At 56.7% G+C, this 18,322-nt stretch carries 17 protein-coding genes; 11 read left to right on the top strand and 6 right to left on the bottom strand.

Features of this window, described 5'->3' with window-relative positions; translation table 11 throughout:
• Nucleotides 1–40: 40 nt before the first annotated feature.
• The 6 genes from KHQ23_RS12495 to rpmH form a co-directional block, all read right to left on the bottom strand.
• Nucleotides 41–460 carry a GNAT family N-acetyltransferase gene (locus KHQ23_RS12495; RefSeq protein ID WP_004151539.1) on the bottom strand — a complete coding sequence of 140 codons (420 nt, stop codon included), beginning with the start codon at nt 458–460 and terminating at the stop codon, nt 41–43.
• Between the two features lie 119 nt (nt 461–579).
• A complete protein-coding gene (mnmE, locus tag KHQ23_RS12490) occupies nt 580–1,944 on the bottom strand; it encodes a tRNA uridine-5-carboxymethylaminomethyl(34) synthesis GTPase MnmE (protein WP_004186273.1) in 1,365 nt (454 codons plus the stop codon).
• 194 nt (nt 1,945–2,138) lie between these two features.
• Entirely contained in the window at nt 2,139–3,785 is a 1,647-nt protein-coding gene (yidC, locus tag KHQ23_RS12485) for a membrane protein insertase YidC (RefSeq protein WP_004150295.1), read from the bottom strand.
• Nucleotides 3,786–3,787: 2 nt separating this feature from the next.
• Nucleotides 3,788–4,045, bottom strand: coding sequence for a membrane protein insertion efficiency factor YidD (gene yidD / locus KHQ23_RS12480; RefSeq protein WP_004151536.1), 258 nt, complete (start codon nt 4,043–4,045; stop codon nt 3,788–3,790).
• Nucleotides 4,009–4,368, bottom strand: coding sequence for a ribonuclease P protein component (gene rnpA, locus KHQ23_RS12475; protein ID WP_004151535.1), 360 nt, complete (start codon nt 4,366–4,368; stop codon nt 4,009–4,011). Before rnpA ends, yidD begins: the two co-directional genes overlap by 37 nt.
• A 15-nt stretch (nt 4,369–4,383) precedes the next feature.
• Nucleotides 4,384–4,524, bottom strand: coding sequence for a 50S ribosomal protein L34 (gene rpmH, locus KHQ23_RS12470; protein WP_000831330.1), 141 nt, complete (start codon nt 4,522–4,524; stop codon nt 4,384–4,386).
• Between the two features lie 621 nt (nt 4,525–5,145).
• On the opposite strand from rpmH, the gene dnaA reads away from it, so the two are divergent.
• The 11 genes from dnaA to dgoD all read left to right on the top strand — a co-directional run bounded on the left by dnaA (nt 5,146) and on the right by dgoD (nt 18,294).
• Complete coding sequence (dnaA, locus tag KHQ23_RS12465) at nt 5,146–6,549, top strand: chromosomal replication initiator protein DnaA (RefSeq protein ID WP_004151534.1); 1,404 nt, start codon at nt 5,146–5,148, stop codon at nt 6,547–6,549.
• Between the two features lie 4 nt (nt 6,550–6,553).
• Nucleotides 6,554–7,654 (top strand): DNA polymerase III subunit beta, encoded by a 1,101-nt coding sequence (gene dnaN / locus KHQ23_RS12460; RefSeq protein ID WP_004145090.1) that lies wholly within the window; start codon nt 6,554–6,556, stop codon nt 7,652–7,654.
• Between the two features lie 207 nt (nt 7,655–7,861).
• Nucleotides 7,862–8,935 (top strand): DNA replication/repair protein RecF, encoded by a 1,074-nt coding sequence (gene recF / locus KHQ23_RS12455; RefSeq protein WP_004150293.1) that lies wholly within the window; start codon nt 7,862–7,864, stop codon nt 8,933–8,935.
• A gap of 28 nt (nt 8,936–8,963) precedes the next feature.
• Entirely contained in the window at nt 8,964–11,378 is a 2,415-nt protein-coding gene (gene gyrB, locus KHQ23_RS12450) for a DNA topoisomerase (ATP-hydrolyzing) subunit B (protein WP_004173845.1), read from the top strand.
• Nucleotides 11,379–11,579: 201 nt separating this feature from the next.
• Nucleotides 11,580–12,392, top strand: a complete 813-nt coding sequence (gene yidA / locus KHQ23_RS12445) for a sugar-phosphatase (protein ID WP_025367788.1) — start codon at nt 11,580–11,582, stop codon at nt 12,390–12,392.
• Between the two features lie 149 nt (nt 12,393–12,541).
• Nucleotides 12,542–13,624, top strand: a complete 1,083-nt coding sequence (locus KHQ23_RS12440) for a hypothetical protein (protein WP_009485044.1) — start codon at nt 12,542–12,544, stop codon at nt 13,622–13,624.
• Nucleotides 13,621–14,754 (top strand): BamA/TamA family outer membrane protein, encoded by a 1,134-nt coding sequence (locus KHQ23_RS12435; protein WP_025367789.1) that lies wholly within the window; start codon nt 13,621–13,623, stop codon nt 14,752–14,754. The genes KHQ23_RS12440 and KHQ23_RS12435 overlap by 4 nt, the downstream gene beginning before the upstream one ends.
• A gap of 229 nt (nt 14,755–14,983) precedes the next feature.
• Nucleotides 14,984–15,673, top strand: coding sequence for a D-galactonate utilization transcriptional regulator DgoR (gene dgoR / locus KHQ23_RS12430; RefSeq protein WP_025367790.1), 690 nt, complete (start codon nt 14,984–14,986; stop codon nt 15,671–15,673).
• Nucleotides 15,670–16,548, top strand: coding sequence for a 2-dehydro-3-deoxygalactonokinase (locus KHQ23_RS12425; RefSeq protein WP_004145083.1), 879 nt, complete (start codon nt 15,670–15,672; stop codon nt 16,546–16,548). Before dgoR ends, KHQ23_RS12425 begins: the two co-directional genes overlap by 4 nt.
• Entirely contained in the window at nt 16,532–17,149 is a 618-nt protein-coding gene (locus tag KHQ23_RS12420; RefSeq protein WP_038992262.1) for a 2-dehydro-3-deoxy-6-phosphogalactonate aldolase, read from the top strand. The genes KHQ23_RS12425 and KHQ23_RS12420 overlap by 17 nt, the downstream gene beginning before the upstream one ends.
• Nucleotides 17,146–18,294 carry a galactonate dehydratase gene (gene dgoD / locus KHQ23_RS12415; protein ID WP_004150286.1) on the top strand — a complete coding sequence of 383 codons (1,149 nt, stop codon included), beginning with the start codon at nt 17,146–17,148 and terminating at the stop codon, nt 18,292–18,294. The genes KHQ23_RS12420 and dgoD overlap by 4 nt, the downstream gene beginning before the upstream one ends.
• Nucleotides 18,295–18,322 lie beyond the last annotated feature (28 nt).

Genomic DNA, 18,322 nt, shown 5'->3' with positions numbered 1-18,322 from the left:
GCCATTTGGACAACGCTCTTTTCCTGGCAGGAAATGCGAGCTAACGACTGCGGGTTCGCCAGACGCGGGCCATCCCCTCGCTCTCCGGGCGAACGCTTTCGAAGCCGAACTTCGCGTACAGTTCCGGCACATCCGCCACCAGCGTAACGTAGGCGCCATCAAAGGCGTTAGCGTCCAGCCAGGCGACCAGCTTCTCCATCACCAGCCGGCCAAGGCCTTTTCCCTGGTGAGCCGGATCGACGGCGACGTCGACAATATCGAAATTAATCGCGCCGTCGCCGACGATGCGTCCCATCGCGATCGGCGTCTCCTGCCAGAGGATATGTACGCCATAACAGCTATGCGGCAGTCCGGCTCTGGCGCCTTCCAGGGGGCGCGGCGACATGCCGGCGGCTACCCGCAGGTGGCAAAACGCTTCGGCGGAGGGCACCTTCTCGATCACGGTATATTCAACGGTCATGTTTTAGTCTCGCGGCAGAGGGGGAGATAAAAGTAGAGAACGTTGCGCCGCAAAGGGCAAGAAAAAACCCGCATTAACGCGGCGTTAATGCGGGTGAGTGAACGTTTACGGACTAAACGTTATTTGCCGATACAGAAGCTGGAGAAGATGCGGCCCAGCAGATCATCGGAAGTGAACTCCCCGGTGATCTCGCTCAGCGCCTGCTGCGCGAGGCGCAGCTCTTCCGCCAGCAGCTCGCCGGCCCAGGCGCCCAGCAGCTGGGCTTTGCCTTGCTGCAGATGGTTCGCCGCCTCTTCCAGGGCCTGCAGGTGACGGCGGCGGGCGAGGAAGCCGCCTTCCATATTGGTATCGAAGCCCATGCTCTGCTTGAGGTGGTTACGTAGCACCTCCACGCCGTCGCCGGTACGTGCCGACAGGCGAATAAGTGAGTGGCCATTTACTTCGCTGATACCGAGCGCTTCGCCGGTGACATCGGCTTTATTGCGCACCACGGTAATCGGCAATTTAGCGGGCAGGCGCTCGATAAAGTCTGGCCAGATCTCCGCCGGGTCAACGGCGCTGGTGGTGGTGCCATCGACCATAAACAGCACCCGATCGGCCTGGGCAATCTCCTGCCAGGCGCGCTCGATGCCGATACGTTCCACTTCGTCATTAGCATCGCGCAGGCCTGCGGTATCGATGATATGCAGCGGCATGCCGTCGATATGGATATGCTCGCGTAGCACGTCGCGGGTGGTACCGGCGATATCGGTGACGATCGCCGCTTCGCGGCCCGCCAGGGCGTTCAGCAGGCTTGATTTACCGGCATTTGGCCGCCCGGCGATCACCACTTTCATCCCTTCGCGCAGCAGGCTGCCCTGACGAGCTTCCGCGCGGACGGCGTCGAGATCGGCCATCACCTCGTTCAGCTGGGCTTCAATTTTGCCGTCGGAAAGGAAATCGATTTCTTCATCCGGGAAGTCAATGGCCGCTTCCACGTAGATGCGCAGGTGAGTGAGCGCTTCCACAAGATGATTCACCCGCGCGGAGAACGCCCCCTGCAGCGAATTCAGCGCCGAGCGCGCCGCCTGCTCTGAACTGGCGTCGATAAGGTCGGCGATGGCCTCTGCCTGCGCCAGATCGAGCTTGTCGTTGAGGAACGCGCGCTCGGAAAACTCACCCGGCCTGGCGATGCGCAGGCCCGGCAGGGTCAGAATACGTTTAAGCAGCAGGTCGAGAATGACCGGGCCGCCGTGGCCCTGCAGCTCAAGCACATCTTCCCCGGTAAAGGAGTTCGGCCCGGGGAACCACAGCGCAATCCCCTGATCCAGCGGGGTACCGTCAACGTCGTTGAACGGCAGGTAGTCGGCATAGCGCGGCTTCGGCAGCTTGCCCAGCACCGCCTGCGCGACGTCGCGCGCCTTAAGGCCGGAGATACGCAGGATGCCCACACCCCCGCGTCCCGGAGGGGTTGCCTGGGCGACGATAGTGTCGTTATGGCTCATGGTGACTCTCTATGTAGATGTAAAAAAGGCGGTCCATTGACCGCCTTCTCTGGCATTAACGCTACCGTAGATACTCGAAATAATTCAAGTTGCAGAAAGGCGGCAAGTTAGTGAGGCCCCAGGAGCTTACTGTAGTAAGTGACTGGGGCGAACTAATGAAGCCAACGCATCTGCGGCTTGAAGAATGAAGAGTATCAGGATTTCTTCTTCTCGCGGCTATGCAGGCCACGTTTCTCCAGACCACGGTAAATCAGCTGCTGCTGAATAATGGTGACCAGGTTGCTGACGATGTAGTACACCACCAGGCCAGACGGGAACCACAGGAAGAACACCGTGAAGATGACCGGCATAAAGGTCATGATCTTCTGCTGCATTGGGTCGGTCACGGTGGTCGGCGACATCTTCTGGATGAAGAACATGGTCGCGCCCATGATGATCGGCAGGATGTAGTACGGGTCCTGAGCAGACAGGTCGTGGATCCACAGGATAAACGGCGCATGACGCAGTTCAACCGAGGCGCTCAGCATGTAATACAGCGCAAGGAAGATCGGCATCTGAATAATCAGCGGGAAGCAGCCGCCCAGCGGGTTTACTTTTTCCGCTTTATACAGCGCCATCATCTCCTGGCTTTGACGTTGTTTATCGTCGCCCAGACGCTCACGCATGGCCTGAATCTTCGGCTGCAGCATGCGCATCTTCGCCATCGAGGTGTACTGCGCTTTGGTCAGCGGGTACATGATGCCACGAACGATAAAGGTGATAACGATGATCGAGAAGCCCCAGTTGCCGAGGAAGCTGTGGATGAATTTCAGCAGCTTGAACAGCGGTTGGGAGATGAACCACAGCCAGCCGTAGTCGACGGTCAGATCCAGGTGCGGCGCAACGGCAGCCATTTTGTCCTGAATAGCCGGGCCGACCCACAGCGTGCTCTGCAGTTTGTCGGTCTGGCCTGGCTGCACCAGTACCGGCTGCGATTTGTAGCCAATAGCGACAACGCCGTTGCCGAGGTTGGCGGTGTAGAAGTTATTCGTCCCGTTATTCCGCGGCACCCATGCGGTGGTGAAGTACTGCTGCAGCATGGCAACCCAACCGTTTTTGGTGCTGACGTTCAGGTTTTCGTTATCCAGAATGGTATCGAATTTATATTTCTCGTATTTCGAATCCGCAGTGGAGAACGCGGCGCCACGGAAAGTATGCATCGTGGACAGGCCACCGGTCTGCGTATCGCGACTGGTCGGCAGCGCAGCGGTCTGCTTCAGCTGACCGAAGGTTGAGACTTCCAGAGGCTTCTCGCTGGCATTCTGCACGCTGTAACCCACGTTCACCGCATAGCCACCGCGCTTCAGGGTGAAGGTTTTGGTGAAGACGTTGCCGGCTTTGTCAGTGTAGGTCAGCGGGATAACGAGCTCATCCTGGCCATCGGCCAGCACAAACGCCTCTTTATCGACGTTGTACAGCGGACGCGGGCCGTTTGCCGGGTTATCCGGACCGTCACGGCCGGTTAAGCCGCTCTGCGCCTGGTAGACAAACTGCGGCGTGGTTTCCAGTAACTGGAACGGTTCGGTCGATTTCAGCGTTTTTGGATACGCCAGAAGCAGCGCCTGCTCAATATCGCCACCGTTGGTGTTGATAGTCAGCTCAAGCACGTCGGTTTTAACCGTAATCAGTTTCCCCTGGCCACTGGCCGGTACGCCCTGGTCGGCGGCGCTACCCGCTGCTGTGGTCGTAGTCTGCGTGGTCTGCTGCTGGGGCTGCGGATTTTTGTCCTGCTCCCAGGCTTGCCAGATCATGAAAGACACGAACAACAAAGCGATGATAAGAAGATTGCGTTGCGAATCCATCGTTAGTGTTCTCTGGTATCAAATGGTCCAGGCGGGACGGGATCGTCACCACCAGGGTGTAAAGGGTGGCATTTTAATACGCGTTTCATCGTCAACCAACTGCCTTTTATCACTCCAAACCTGCGTAAGGCCTCAATTCCGTATTGAGAACAGGTTGGGGTGAAACGACAATGCGGCCCGAGTAGCGGACTAATCAGGCGCTGATAAACTCGAATCAGGCCGATCAGGACCCGCGAGCCAGGCGACAATGGCGGCGCCATAATTTTTCCAACGCTTCCGAGAGAGCACGGTTATCGAGGTCGGCAACCCCTCTTTTCGCCACCACCACGAAATCCATTGGCGGGAGTTCATGTTGACGCAAACGAAAACTTTCACGCGTCAGACGTTTAATCCGATTGCGTTCATGTGCGCGTTTCACGTTTTTCTTGGCGACGGTGAGACCGATGCGGGGATGCCCCAGCGAATTCAGGCGGCCGAGGATGGTGATTTGCGGCGTGCCAGCCCGTTGTGGCTGCTGGAAGACGAAAGTGAAATGACTGGGAGTTAACAAGCGTAACTCCCTGGGAAATGCGAGCTTAACCACGCAGGGTTAGCTTTATTACTTGGAAACGGTCAGACGAGCGCGGCCTTTAGCACGACGACGTGCCAGAACCTGACGACCATTTTTAGTAGCCATACGAGCACGGAAGCCGTGAGAACGGTTGCGCTTCAGTACAGACGGTTGAAAAGTGCGTTTCATGGCGATTTCTACCTAAACTTGAATAAATTCACTGACTTTTGCGTAGACCCGAACGAACTTCGAACGACTTACGCCTCAGCGTGGGTGATTAAAGAGGCCGGATTGTAATAATTGTACACTCCGGAGTCAATTCTCTTTCCTTATTTCTCGCACCTCGTCGCACAAAAAATAAGCTGAGACGCGTGACGAAAACGGGCATTACGCGCCGGGTGGGGGATTATACGGCCTGGCCAGTAAAGCGCAAGGATCCACAAGGATCTTTATTAGATCGTTTCCGCCCAAAAGCGGCATAGCTCATTAATTTTTCCAATATGCGGCGGAAATCGTGCTTCACTCCCCGCAGGATCGATTACACTTACCCGGTTTCGATCCTTCCTGTGGATAAATCGGGAAGAATCTGTTGAGAAACACAAGATCTCTTTCTCAGTTTAGGCTATGATCCCCGGTCCCGATCGCGATCCCCGGATCCGCAGCGGGTAATAACCGCAGATAGCGGTTCGCACGTCACCCCTTTTGTGCAGGGGCTTTTCGGCTAATGCAGGGTCTTGTCGACGTGTGCCAACAATCACGATTGTTTCAGTTTTTCTTTGATATCGATTTTATGTTCGAGTGGAGTCCGCCGTGTCACTTTCGCTTTGGCAGCAGTGTCTTGCCCGATTGCAGGATGAGTTACCAGCCACAGAATTCAGCATGTGGATCCGCCCATTGCAGGCGGAACTGAGCGATAACACGCTGGCACTGTATGCGCCAAACCGTTTTGTGCTCGACTGGGTAAGGGACAAATACCTCAATAATATCAATGGACTCCTCAATGATTTTTGCGGTGCGGACGCCCCGCAGCTGCGTTTTGAGGTGGGCGCTAAGCCCGCCAGCTCGCTGCAGAAAGGGGCGGTAAGCCCGGCTGCGGCGGCCATTCCGGCGGCGCAGGTGCAGACCGCGCGCGCGGCGCCGACGATCGTGCGCCCTGGCTGGGATAATGTCCCGGCGCCGGCGGAGCCGACCTACCGCTCTAACGTTAACGTGAAACACACGTTTGATAACTTCGTCGAAGGTAAATCTAACCAGCTGGCCCGCGCGGCGGCGCGTCAGGTGGCGGATAACCCGGGCGGCGCCTACAACCCCCTGTTCCTCTATGGCGGGACGGGTCTGGGTAAAACTCACCTGCTGCACGCGGTGGGCAACGGCATTGTGGCGCGTAAGCCGAACGCGAAAGTGGTCTATATGCACTCTGAGCGTTTCGTTCAGGACATGGTTAAAGCGCTGCAGAACAACGCCATCGAAGAGTTTAAGCGTTACTACCGCTCCGTTGACGCCCTGCTGATCGATGACATTCAGTTCTTTGCCAATAAAGAACGATCCCAGGAAGAGTTTTTCCACACCTTCAATGCGCTTCTGGAAGGTAATCAGCAGATCATCCTGACGTCGGATCGTTATCCAAAAGAGATCAACGGCGTTGAGGATCGTCTAAAATCCCGCTTCGGCTGGGGGCTGACGGTGGCGATCGAGCCGCCGGAGCTGGAAACCCGCGTCGCGATCCTGATGAAAAAAGCCGACGAGAACGACATCCGCCTGCCGGGCGAAGTGGCGTTCTTTATTGCCAAGCGTCTGCGCTCGAACGTGCGTGAGCTGGAGGGGGCGCTGAATCGCGTTATCGCCAACGCCAACTTCACCGGCCGGGCGATCACCATCGATTTCGTGCGCGAAGCGCTGCGCGATCTGCTGGCGCTGCAGGAAAAACTGGTCACCATCGACAATATTCAAAAGACGGTGGCGGAGTACTACAAGATTAAGGTAGCGGATCTGCTGTCCAAACGCCGCTCCCGTTCGGTGGCGCGTCCTCGCCAGATGGCGATGGCGCTGGCCAAAGAGCTGACCAACCACAGCCTGCCGGAAATCGGCGATGCGTTTGGCGGCCGAGACCATACCACCGTGCTGCACGCCTGCCGCAAGATTGAGCAGCTGCGTGAAGAAAGCCACGACATTAAAGAAGATTTTTCCAATTTAATCAGAACATTATCCTCGTGACGCTATGAAATTTACCGTAGAACGTGAACATTTATTAAAACCGCTGCAACAGGTGAGCGGTCCGTTAGGTGGTCGTCCGACGCTGCCCATTCTCGGTAACCTGCTGCTTCAGGTCGCGGACGGCGCGCTGTCGCTGACCGGTACCGATCTTGAAATGGAGATGGTGGCGCGCGTGGCGCTGGTTCAGCCGCACGAAGCGGGCGCAACGACCGTTCCGGCACGGAAATTCTTTGATATCTGCCGCGGCCTGCCGGAAGGCGCGGAGATCGCGGTTCAGTTGGAAGGCGATCGCATGCTGGTGCGTTCCGGCCGCAGCCGCTTCTCGCTGTCGACCCTGCCCGCCGCCGATTTCCCGAATCTGGATGACTGGCAGAGTGAAGTGGAGTTTACCCTGCCGCAGGCGACCATGAAGCGTCTGATCGAAGCCACCCAGTTCTCGATGGCGCACCAGGATGTTCGTTACTACTTAAACGGCATGCTGTTTGAAACCGAAGGCAGCGAACTGCGCACGGTGGCCACCGATGGTCACCGCCTGGCGGTCTGTTCGATGCCGCTGGAAGCGTCGCTGCCGAACCATTCGGTGATCGTGCCGCGTAAAGGGGTGATTGAGCTGATGCGGATGCTCGACGGCGGCGATACCCCGCTGCGCGTGCAGATTGGCAGCAACAATATCCGCGCCCACGTTGGAGATTTTATCTTCACCTCTAAGCTGGTTGATGGCCGTTTCCCGGATTATCGCCGCGTATTGCCGAAAAATCCGGATAAACACCTCGAAGCGGGCTGCGATATTCTGAAGCAGGCTTTTGCGCGCGCGGCGATTCTCTCCAACGAGAAATTCCGCGGCGTGCGGCTGTACGTTAGCGAAAACCAGCTGAAAATCACCGCCAATAACCCGGAACAGGAAGAAGCGGAAGAGATTCTGGATGTGACCTACGCCGGAACGGAGATGGAGATTGGCTTCAACGTTAGCTATGTGCTGGATGTGCTGAATGCGCTGAAGTGCGAGAATGTACGCATTCTGCTGACGGATTCGGTGTCGAGCGTGCAGATTGAGGATGCGGCCTCTCAATCCGCAGCCTACGTTGTCATGCCTATGCGATTGTAGAATCTGCAAAGGGGCTGGTTTACTTGCCATTTCGCCTTCCGGCAGTGCTCGACAAAACGCTATGCGTTTTGGACGTCTGTAAGACGGTCCGAAGGACGAGCGGAGCGAGCAAATGCTCACGTACTTCGTGTACGCTCCGCTTTCTGCGCGCTGGCGGTAGACGAACTGGCTGCGACACCCACGCCCCTTGAATGATGACGAGCTGATATGTCGCTATCCCGACTCTTGATCAAAGACTTCCGCAATATTGAACATGCGGATCTCGCTTTATCTCCCGGCTTTAACTTCCTGGTTGGCGCGAACGGCAGCGGCAAAACCAGCGTGCTGGAAGCTATCTACACGCTTGGCCACGGCCGGGCATTTCGCAGTTTGCAAATTGGCCGGGTGATCCGCCACGAGCAGGATGCGTTTGTTCTGCATGGCCGTCTGCAGGGCGAAGAGCGGGAAACCGCCATCGGCCTGACCAAAGACAAACAGGGCGACAGCAAGGTGCGTATCGACGGCACCGACGGCCACAAAGTGGCGGAGCTGGCGCACCTGATGCCGATGCAGCTGATTACGCCGGAGGGGTTTACTTTACTCAACGGCGGCCCCAAATACAGAAGAGCATTCCTTGACTGGGGATGCTTTCATAACGAAGCCGGATTCTTCACCGCCTGGAGCAATCTGAAGCGCCTGGTCAAGCAGCGCAACGCCGCGCTGCGTCAGGTCAGCCGCTATGCCCAGCTGCGGCCTTGGGATCTGGAATTAATCCCGCTGGCGGAGCAGATCAGCCGCTGGCGTGCCGAATACAGCGCCGCTATCGTCGAAGACATGGCGGATACCTGTCAGCAATTTTTACCGGAATTCACGCTCACCTTCTCTTTCCAGCGCGGCTGGGAAAAAGAGACCGACTACGCGGAGGTGTTGGAGCGGAATTTCGAGCGCGACAGAATGTTAACCTACACCGCCCACGGCCCGCATAAAGCGGATTTTCGCATTCGCGCCGACGGAGCGCCGGTGGAAGATACCTTGTCGCGCGGGCAGCTTAAGCTGCTGATGTGCGCCCTGCGTCTGGCGCAAGGAGAGTTCCTCACCCGCGTCAGCGGGCGGCGCTGCCTGTACCTGATAGATGATTTTGCCTCGGAACTTGATGATGCCCGCCGCGGTCTGTTATCCAGCCGCCTGAAAGCGACGCAGTCGCAGGTTTTCGTCAGCGCGATCAGCGCTGAACACGTTATGGACATGTCGGACAAAAATTCGAAGATGTTCCGCGTGGAAAAAGGTAAAATAACGGATTAACCCAAGATTAAATGAGCGAGAAACGTTGATGTCGAATTCTTATGACTCCTCCAGTATCAAAGTCCTGAAAGGGCTGGATGCGGTGCGTAAGCGCCCGGGTATGTATATCGGCGACACGGATGACGGCACCGGTCTGCACCACATGGTATTCGAGGTTGTGGATAACGCTATCGACGAAGCGCTCGCGGGTTACTGCAAAGATATCGTTGTCACCATCCACAGCGATAACTCCGTCTCCGTCCAGGATGACGGCCGCGGCATCCCGACCGGCATTCACCCGGAAGAGGGCGTCTCCGCAGCGGAAGTTATCATGACCGTCCTGCACGCTGGCGGTAAATTCGATGATAACTCCTATAAAGTTTCCGGCGGTCTGCACGGCGTAGGCGTCTCGGTGGTTAACGCCCTGTCGCAGAAGCTGGAGCTGGTTATCCAGCGCGATAACAAAGTTCACAAGCAGATGTACGAACACGGTGTGCCGCAGGCACCGCTGGCCGTGACTGGCGAAACCGACAAAACCGGCACCATGGTGCGTTTCTGGCCAAGCCTGGAAACCTTCACCAATGTCACCGAATTTGAATATGACATCCTGGCGAAACGCCTGCGCGAGCTGTCGTTCCTGAACTCCGGCGTCTCTATCCGCCTGCGCGATAAGCGCGATGGCAAAGAAGACCATTTCCACTACGAAGGCGGCATCAAGGCGTTCGTTGAGTATCTCAACAAGAACAAAACGCCGATCCACCCGAATATTTTCTATTTCTCCACCGAAAAAGACGGTATCGGCGTGGAAGTGGCCCTGCAGTGGAACGACGGCTTCCAGGAAAACATCTACTGCTTTACCAACAACATTCCGCAGCGTGACGGCGGTACTCACCTCGCCGGCTTCCGCGCGGCGATGACCCGTACCCTTAACGCCTATATGGACAAAGAGGGCTACAGCAAAAAAGCGAAAGTCAGCGCCACCGGCGACGATGCGCGTGAAGGCCTGATTGCCGTGGTATCCGTGAAGGTGCCGGATCCGAAATTCTCCTCGCAGACCAAAGACAAGCTGGTCTCCTCCGAGGTGAAATCGGCGGTGGAGCAGCAGATGAACGAACTGCTGAGCGAATACCTGCTGGAAAATCCATCCGATGCGAAAATCGTGGTCGGCAAAATTATTGACGCCGCGCGCGCCCGTGAGGCCGCACGTCGCGCTCGTGAGATGACTCGTCGTAAAGGCGCGCTGGATCTGGCAGGCCTGCCGGGCAAACTGGCGGATTGCCAGGAGCGCGACCCGGCGCTGTCCGAACTGTACCTGGTGGAAGGGGACTCCGCGGGCGGCTCTGCTAAACAGGGTCGTAACCGCAAGAACCAGGCGATCCTGCCGCTGAAGGGTAAAATCCTTAACGTTGAGAAAGCCCGCTTCGATAAAATGCTCTCTTCCCAGGAAGTGGCGACGCTGATCACCGCGCTGGGCTGCGGTATCGGTCGCGATGAGTACAATCCGGATAAACTGCGCTACCACAGCATCATCATCATGACCGATGCGGACGTCGACGGCTCGCACATTCGTACCCTGCTGTTGACCTTCTTCTATCGTCAGATGCCGGAGATCGTCGAGCGCGGCCACGTCTACATTGCCCAGCCGCCGCTGTACAAAGTGAAGAAAGGCAAGCAGGAACAGTACATTAAAGACGACGAAGCGATGGATCAGTATCAGATCTCCATCGCGCTCGACGGTGCGACCCTGCACACCAACGCCAATGCGCCGGCGCTGGCGGGCGAACCGCTGGAAAAACTGGTTGCCGAGTTCAATGCCACCCAGAAAATGATTGGCCGCATGGAGCGCCGCTTCCCGAAAGCGCTGCTGAAAGAGCTTATCTATCAGCCGACCCTGACCGAGGCCGACCTGGCGGACGAGCAGAAGGTGACCCGCTGGGTGAACACCCTGGTCTCCGAGCTGAACGAGAAAGAACAGCACGGCAGCCAGTGGAAATTCGATCTCCACGAGAACAAAGAACTGCAGCATTTTGAGCCGGTTATTCGCGTACGTACCCACGGCGTGGATACCGACTATCCGCTGGATAACGAGTTCATTATGGGGCCGGAATATCGTCGTATTTGTGCCCTGGGCGAGAAACTGCGCGGCCTGATGGAAGAAGATGCTTACATCGAGCGCGGCGAACGTCGTCAGCCGGTAGCCAGCTTCGAGCAGGCCCTGGACTGGCTGGTGAAAGAGTCCCGTCGCGGTCTCTCCATCCAGCGCTATAAAGGTCTGGGCGAGATGAACCCGGATCAGCTGTGGGAAACCACCATGGATCCGGACAGCCGTCGCATGTTGCGCGTGACCGTCAAGGATGCCATCGCTGCCGATCAGCTGTTCACCACCCTGATGGGTGATGCCGTTGAGCCGCGTCGCGCGTTTATCGAAGAGAATGCCCTGAAAGCGGCGAATATCGATATTTAAGCCGCATGTTTCCCGGTAACGAGTTTTACCGGGGCAACAGGATGTATAAGCCCGGTCGCATCGCGCGATCGGGCTTTTCTTTTGCCGCTAAAAGAGGAATCCGCTGCTGCGGTTCCATCCCCCTTTCTGGCCGACACTTTTACTGTTTTTTGAGCGGAATCGCGTTAGCATGAGGGGAGACTCATCTTACCCGGGGACCCTATGGCTATTAAACTGATTGCAATCGATATGGACGGCACGCTGCTGCTGCCCGACCATACCATCTCTCCAGCGGTGAAAGCCGCCATCGCCGCGGCGCGCGAGCGCGGTGTTAACGTGGTGCTGACCACCGGTCGCCCTTACGCTGGCGTCCACAGCTATTTGAAAGAGCTGCATATGGAGCAGCCGGGTGATTACTGCATTACCTACAATGGCGCGCTGGTGCAGAAGGCTGGTGACGGAAGCACCGTCGCGCAAACCGCGCTGAGCTATGACGACTATCGCTTCCTTGAGCAGATCTCCCGCGAGGTCGGCTCCCACTTCCATGCGCTGGATCGCAATACGCTGTATACCGCGAACCGCGATATCAGCTACTACACCGTCCACGAATCCTATGTGGCAACCATTCCGCTGGTGTTCTGCGAAGCGGAGAAAATGGATCCTGAGATCCAGCTGCTGAAAGTGATGATGATTGATGAGCCGGCAATCCTCGACCAGGCCATCGCCCGTATTCCAGCGGAAGTGAAAGAGAAGTACACCGTGCTGAAAAGTGCGCCTTACTTCCTCGAAATACTGGATAAACGCGTCAATAAAGGCACTGGCGTGAAGTCGCTGGCCGATGCGCTGGGCATCAAGCCGGAAGAGATTATGGCGATTGGCGATCAGGAAAATGATATCGCGATGATTGAATTTGCCGGCGTCGGCGTGGCAATGGATAACGCCATTCCTGCGGTCAAAGAAGCGGCGAACTTCATCACCAAATCGAACCTTGAAGATGGCGTTGCCTTCGCCATTGAAAAATACGTTTTAGCGTAAACTTCTTTCCGGCCCGGCGTTCGCCGGGTCTGTCTTCTCTTTTTTCATGAACAGATGTTAATCCGCATTTAAATCCCTCAATCCTTGCAGGGGATTCTATAAGCTACCCGCCCTCTTTTTAGCAACTCAGAACTAACATCATACTTTTCATGAATATATACCACCGTTTGATGTTGGTTACGCTGCCATTCGCCTCTGTTCAGATTTGCGCGGCCGCGGAACCAACGGCGCCGCTCGAACCGGCGTATGCCTATCACGGCGCAGAGCCCGCGGATCTGCCGGCGCCAGAAAGTCGCCAGCCTGCGGCCGCAGCATCGTCCTCGCTACTCCCTTTGCTAGGCGATGAGGCCAGAAAGCGCGGCTACGTCCTGCCGCTGCCGTTTGGCGTCAGCATTAACTATATGGATATGCGGCAGAATATTAATGTCGACAGCATAAACTTCACCGGGCTGTCGCTGGATGGCCGCAATATCGATTGCGGTAAGGATCCTGTCTGCAAGCACGCCGTGAATAACATTTTCGCTAATGGGCCGGTCTCGCTGGATAACGCTTTCCAGATTGGCGTCGGTCATACGCGGGAAAGCAGCAAAACCGAGACGCTCAAGCTGGATGCCTGGCTGCTGCCGTTTATGAACGTTTATGGCCTGGTGGGGCACACCGAAGGGCATTCAATTTCGCAGATAGCTGTCGGCCTGAAGGGACCGAACGGTAAAGTGGTGCCCCTGCCGGGGATGCAGGATCTCGACTTTCGTCTCGATTTTAAAGGTACTACCTACGGGATGGGCACCACCCTGGTGGGCGGCGTCGGCAATTGGTTTACCGTGCTGGACGCCAACTACACGCAAACGCGCTTTGATATCCTCGACGGCAGCATCGATGCGCTTACCTTTTCGCCGCGCGTTGGCTATCGTTTCAGTACGCCATCGGTCGATGCGCTGCATCTCCCCGCCGGAAAGCTAAATCTGTGGGTTGGCAGCATGTATCAGGATGTGCAGCAGGAGTTTAAAGGCAGCCTCAGCGATCTCTCGATGCCGTCGCCGATGCTGCAGAATATGGTTAATCTGGCCAACCAGGACAATAACGGTCGCTTCGATGTGAAGCAGCATCTGCAGTCGCCATGGAACGTTCTGGTGGGTGCGCAATACGAGCTGACGCAGAATTTTAATATTACTACCGAGTTTGGCTTTGCCGAACGTAACAGTTTCTTTATTGCCGGCGAGTATCGCTTTTGAGCCGACTGTTTATCACTTTTCTGCTGCTGATGGTCTGCCCGACAGGCAGCCAGGCCGAGGCGCTCAGCCGCGAGAAAATCGACGGCTGGCTGCAGCATCTCGGCGCCAGCGATAAGTTCGACGCCAGCAAAGGCATCGACTGGGGCGTGATGCCCGGTCCGTTCTATACGCCGGAACTAGGGTTGGGCATTGGCACCGCTGTCGTCGGCCTGTATCGTCCCGACCCGCAGGATACCACCAGCCAGAACTCGACCCTGACGCTCAGCGGCTACGCCAGCTCTACCGGCGCCTTTGGCCTCAACGTGAAAAACTACACCTTTTTCGATCGTGATCTGTGGCGCGTTTTTGTCGACGGGTCGATAGCCAATACGCCCACTTATTATTGGGGGCAGGGTTTTCATGCCGGAGATAAAGACAATGAAAAAGAGAAGTATACCGCCCAGGTACTGACCCTGCGACCCACACTTTATCGGCAGCTTATCGATCATGTTTATCTCGGGGCGGGATGGTCGCTGGCGGCGCAGAATGCCGATGAGATGGACCATGACGATCGGCCGAAGATAGAAAACACTCCGCAGGGGCCGTCGGTATTCAGCTCCGGCGCCAGCATCGATATCAACTGGGACGATCGCGACTTTGTCCCTAACCCGCGCCGGGGTCAGTATGCCAACCTCCGCTATACCCACTATGCGCCCGGATTAGGTAGCGATACCCGCTTTGAGGAATTTCAGCCGCACTATAGCCATTATCATGCCCTGAGCGAGAAAAGCGTGCTCGCCTGGGAGGCCGATGGCGCCTTCACCCAGGGCGAGGTACCGTGGAGCATGATGCCGCTGCTCGGCAGCGATGAACGGATGCGCGGCTACTACCAGGGGCGCTACCGGGATAAAAACGTCGTCAGCGGTCAGCTGGAATATCGCCGGCAGCTCACCTGGCGGCACGGGATTGTCGCCTGGGCCGGGGCGGGAACCATGGGGCCCTCACTGTCGTCGCTGAATAATGGCCGCTGGCTGCCTTCGGCGGGCGTTGGCTACCGCTTTGAATTCAAACCTCGCGTTAATGTTCGCCTCGACTACGGTATCGGCAATGGCAGCAGCGGCTTTTACTTCCAGGTCGGCGAAGCGTTTTAACGCCTCCTCCCCTTAATTTTCTCTCTTATCGCCTCTTGTCAGGGCCGCTGCGCTTTAGTTTTCATGAATTGTTCTTTTTGTGATCCAAATTGTAGTACAACACAATAATGTTGTACTACATTACGCTCATGTTGATAACGTACAGCATCATGTTAGTAGTACAAACATGAGGCGAAATTCAGCAGCGACGGTAAAGTAGAGCAGTACACATAGAGCACAAGGACTCTCCATGACTCTCAATAAGACCGATCGCATTGTGATCTCGCTGGGCAAACAGATCGTCAGCGGTAAATACGTCCCGGGTTCGGCGCTTCCGGCCGAAGCGGAACTCTGTGAGGAGTTTGAAACCTCGCGCAACATCATTCGTGAAGTGTTTCGTTCCCTGATGGCGAAGCGGCTGATTGAAATGAAGCGCTATCGCGGCGCGTTTGTCGCTCCCAGAAACCAGTGGAACTACCTCGACACCGAGGTGCTGCAGTGGGTACTGGAAAGTGACTATGACCCGCGTCTTATCAGCGCGATGAGTGAAGTGCGCAACCTGGTTGAACCCGCCATCGCGCGTTGGGCGGCGGAACGCGCCACCTCAAGCGATCTAGCGGAAATCGAGTCGGCGCTCAATGACATGATCGCCAACAACCAAAACCGGGATGCCTTTAACGAAGCGGATATTCGCTACCACGAGGCGGTGCTGCAGTCAGTACATAACCCGGTTTTGCAGCAGCTTAGCGTGGCGATCAGTTCGCTGCAGCGGGCGGTATTTGAACGGACCTGGATGGGCGATGAAGGCAACATGCCGAAAACCCTCCAGGAACATAAAGCGCTATTTGACGCCATTCGGCATCAGGATAGCGACGCGGCGGAGCAGGCGGCGTTGACGATGATCGCCAGCTCGACACGAAGGCTTAAGGAAATCACATGACGGCTCGCTACATCGCAATAGATTGGGGATCGACGAATTTACGTGCCTGGCTTTATCAGGGCGAAGAATGCCTGGAAAGCAGGCAATCTGAAGCAGGCGTAACGCGCCTGAATGGTCGCTCTCCCGCTGCGGTGTTAGCGGAAATCACACAGCACTGGCGCGATGGCGCCACACCGGTGGTGATGGCAGGGATGGTCGGCAGCAACGTGGGCTGGAAAATCGCCCCTTATTTGCCGCTTCCTGCCGCTTTCTCGGATATTGGCCAGCAGTTAACTGCCGTTGGCGATAATATCTGGATAATTCCCGGCCTTTGCGTTTCCCGTGACGATAACCATAACGTCATGCGTGGGGAAGAAACGCAGCTGCTGGGCGCTCGCGCCTTAGCCCCTTCGTCTGTCTACGTGATGCCGGGAACCCACTGCAAGTGGGTACTGGCCGATCGCCGGCAAATTCACGATTTTCGTACCGTTTTGACCGGTGAATTGCATCATCTGTTGCTTCAGCACTCGCTGGTGGGCGCCGGCTTACCGCCGCAGGAAACGTCCGCTGCCGCATTCGCGGCAGGTCTGCAGCGCGGTATCAACAACCCCGCCGTCCTGCCGCAGCTGTTTGAAGTTCGCGCTTCGCACGTGCTGGGCGCGCTGCCTCGCGAGCAGGTTAGCGAATTTCTTTCCGGCCTGCTGATTGGCGCTGAAGTTGCCACCCTCAGCGACACATTCGCCGGACAGCAGGCGATCAGTCTCGTCGCTGGGTCATCGTTAACATCCCGCTATCAGCAGGCATTCGCCGCCATTGGCCGCGAAGTCAGCGCGGTTGCGGGCGATACGGCATTTCAGACAGGAATAAGGAGCATCGCTTATGCAGTGGCAAACTAACCTTCCACTTATCGCTATCCTGCGCGGTATTACGCCAGACGAGGCGCTGGCTCACGTTGGCGCCGTTATCGACGCCGGTTTCGACGCGGTTGAAATCCCGCTGAACTCGCCGCAGTGGGAGAAAAGTATTCCGCAGGTCGTCGACGCTTACGGCGGGCAGGCGCTTATCGGCGCGGGCACCGTGCTGCAACCGGAGCAGGTCGACAGGCTGGCGGCCATGGGCTGTCGGCTGATTGTGACGCCAAACATTCAACCGGAAGTGATCCGGCGAGCGGTGGGTTACGGCATGACCGTGTGTCCAGGCTGCGCCACCGCCAGCGAAGCCTTCAGCGCCTTGGATGCCGGTGCGCAGGCGCTAAAAATTTTCCCGTCATCGGCTTTTGGCCCGGATTACATCAAAGCGTTGAAAGCCGTGCTGCCGCCCGAGGTTCCGGTCTTTGCCGTTGGCGGCGTGACGCCGGAAAACCTGGCGCAGTGGATTAATGCCGGCTGTGTTGGGGCAGGATTGGGTAGCGATCTCTATCGTGCCGGCCAGTCGGTTGAACGTACCGCGCAGCAGGCAGCCGCATTCGTAAAAGCGTATCGAGAGGCAGTGAAATGAAAATAACCAATATCACCACGTACCGTTTACCTCCGCGTTGGATGTTCCTGAAGATTGAAACCGATGAAGGCATCGTCGGCTGGGGCGAACCGGTGATTGAAGGGCGCGCCCGTACGGTGGAGGCAGCCGTTCATGAATTTGGCGATTACCTGATTGGTCAGGATCCGGCGCGGATTAATGACCTGTGGCAGGTAATGTACCGCGGCGGCTTTTATCGCGGCGGCCCGATTATGATGAGCGCCATCGCCGGTATTGATCAGGCGCTATGGGATATTAAAGGTAAGGTCCTGAATGCCCCGGTGTGGCAACTGATGGGCGGGCTGGTGCGCGACAAAATTAAAGCCTACAGCTGGGTGGGCGGCGACCGCCCCGCCGAAGTGATTGACGGGATTAAGAAGCTGCGCGGCATTGGTTTCGATACCTTTAAATTAAACGGCTGCGAAGAGATGGGTATCATTGATAATTCCCGCGCGGTTGACGCGGCGGTGAATACCGTGGCGCAAATCCGCGAAGCGTTTGGCAATGAAATTGAGTTTGGTCTCGATTTTCATGGCCGCGTTAGCGCGCCGATGGCTAAGGTATTAATTAAAGAGCTGGAGCCATATCGCCCATTATTTATTGAGGAACCGGTATTAGCCGAGCAGGCGGAATATTATCCGCGGCTGGCGGCGCAAACCCATATTCCCATTGCCGCCGGCGAACGTATGTTTTCGCGCTTTGAATTTAAACGGGTCCTGGAAGCGGGCGGGGTGGCTATTTTACAACCCGATCTGTCGCACGCAGGCGGTATTACCGAATGCTATAAAATTGCCGGCATGGCGGAAGCCTATGACGTTGGGCTGGCGCCGCACTGTCCGCTGGGACCGATCGCGCTGGCAGCCTGTCTGCACGTTGATTTCGTTTCGCATAACGCGGTCTTCCAGGAGCAGAGCATGGGGATCCATTACAACAAAGGCGCCGAACTGCTTGATTTTGTGAAAAACAAAGAAGATTTCAATATGGAAGGCGGCTTCTTTAAACCTCTGATGAAGCCGGGGCTGGGCGTGGAAATTGATGAGGCCCGCGTGATTGAGTTAAGTAAAAACGCGCCGGACTGGCGAAATCCGTTGTGGCGGTATGAGGATGGATCTGTCGCCGAATGGTAAATGCGCGTCATACTTCGCACTGGTGATG

This window comes from Klebsiella sp. 64 (assembly GCF_018223915.1).
GTDB lineage: Bacteria > Pseudomonadota > Gammaproteobacteria > Enterobacterales > Enterobacteriaceae > Klebsiella > Klebsiella pneumoniae.
This window is presented reverse-complemented; position numbering and strand designations above follow the sequence as displayed.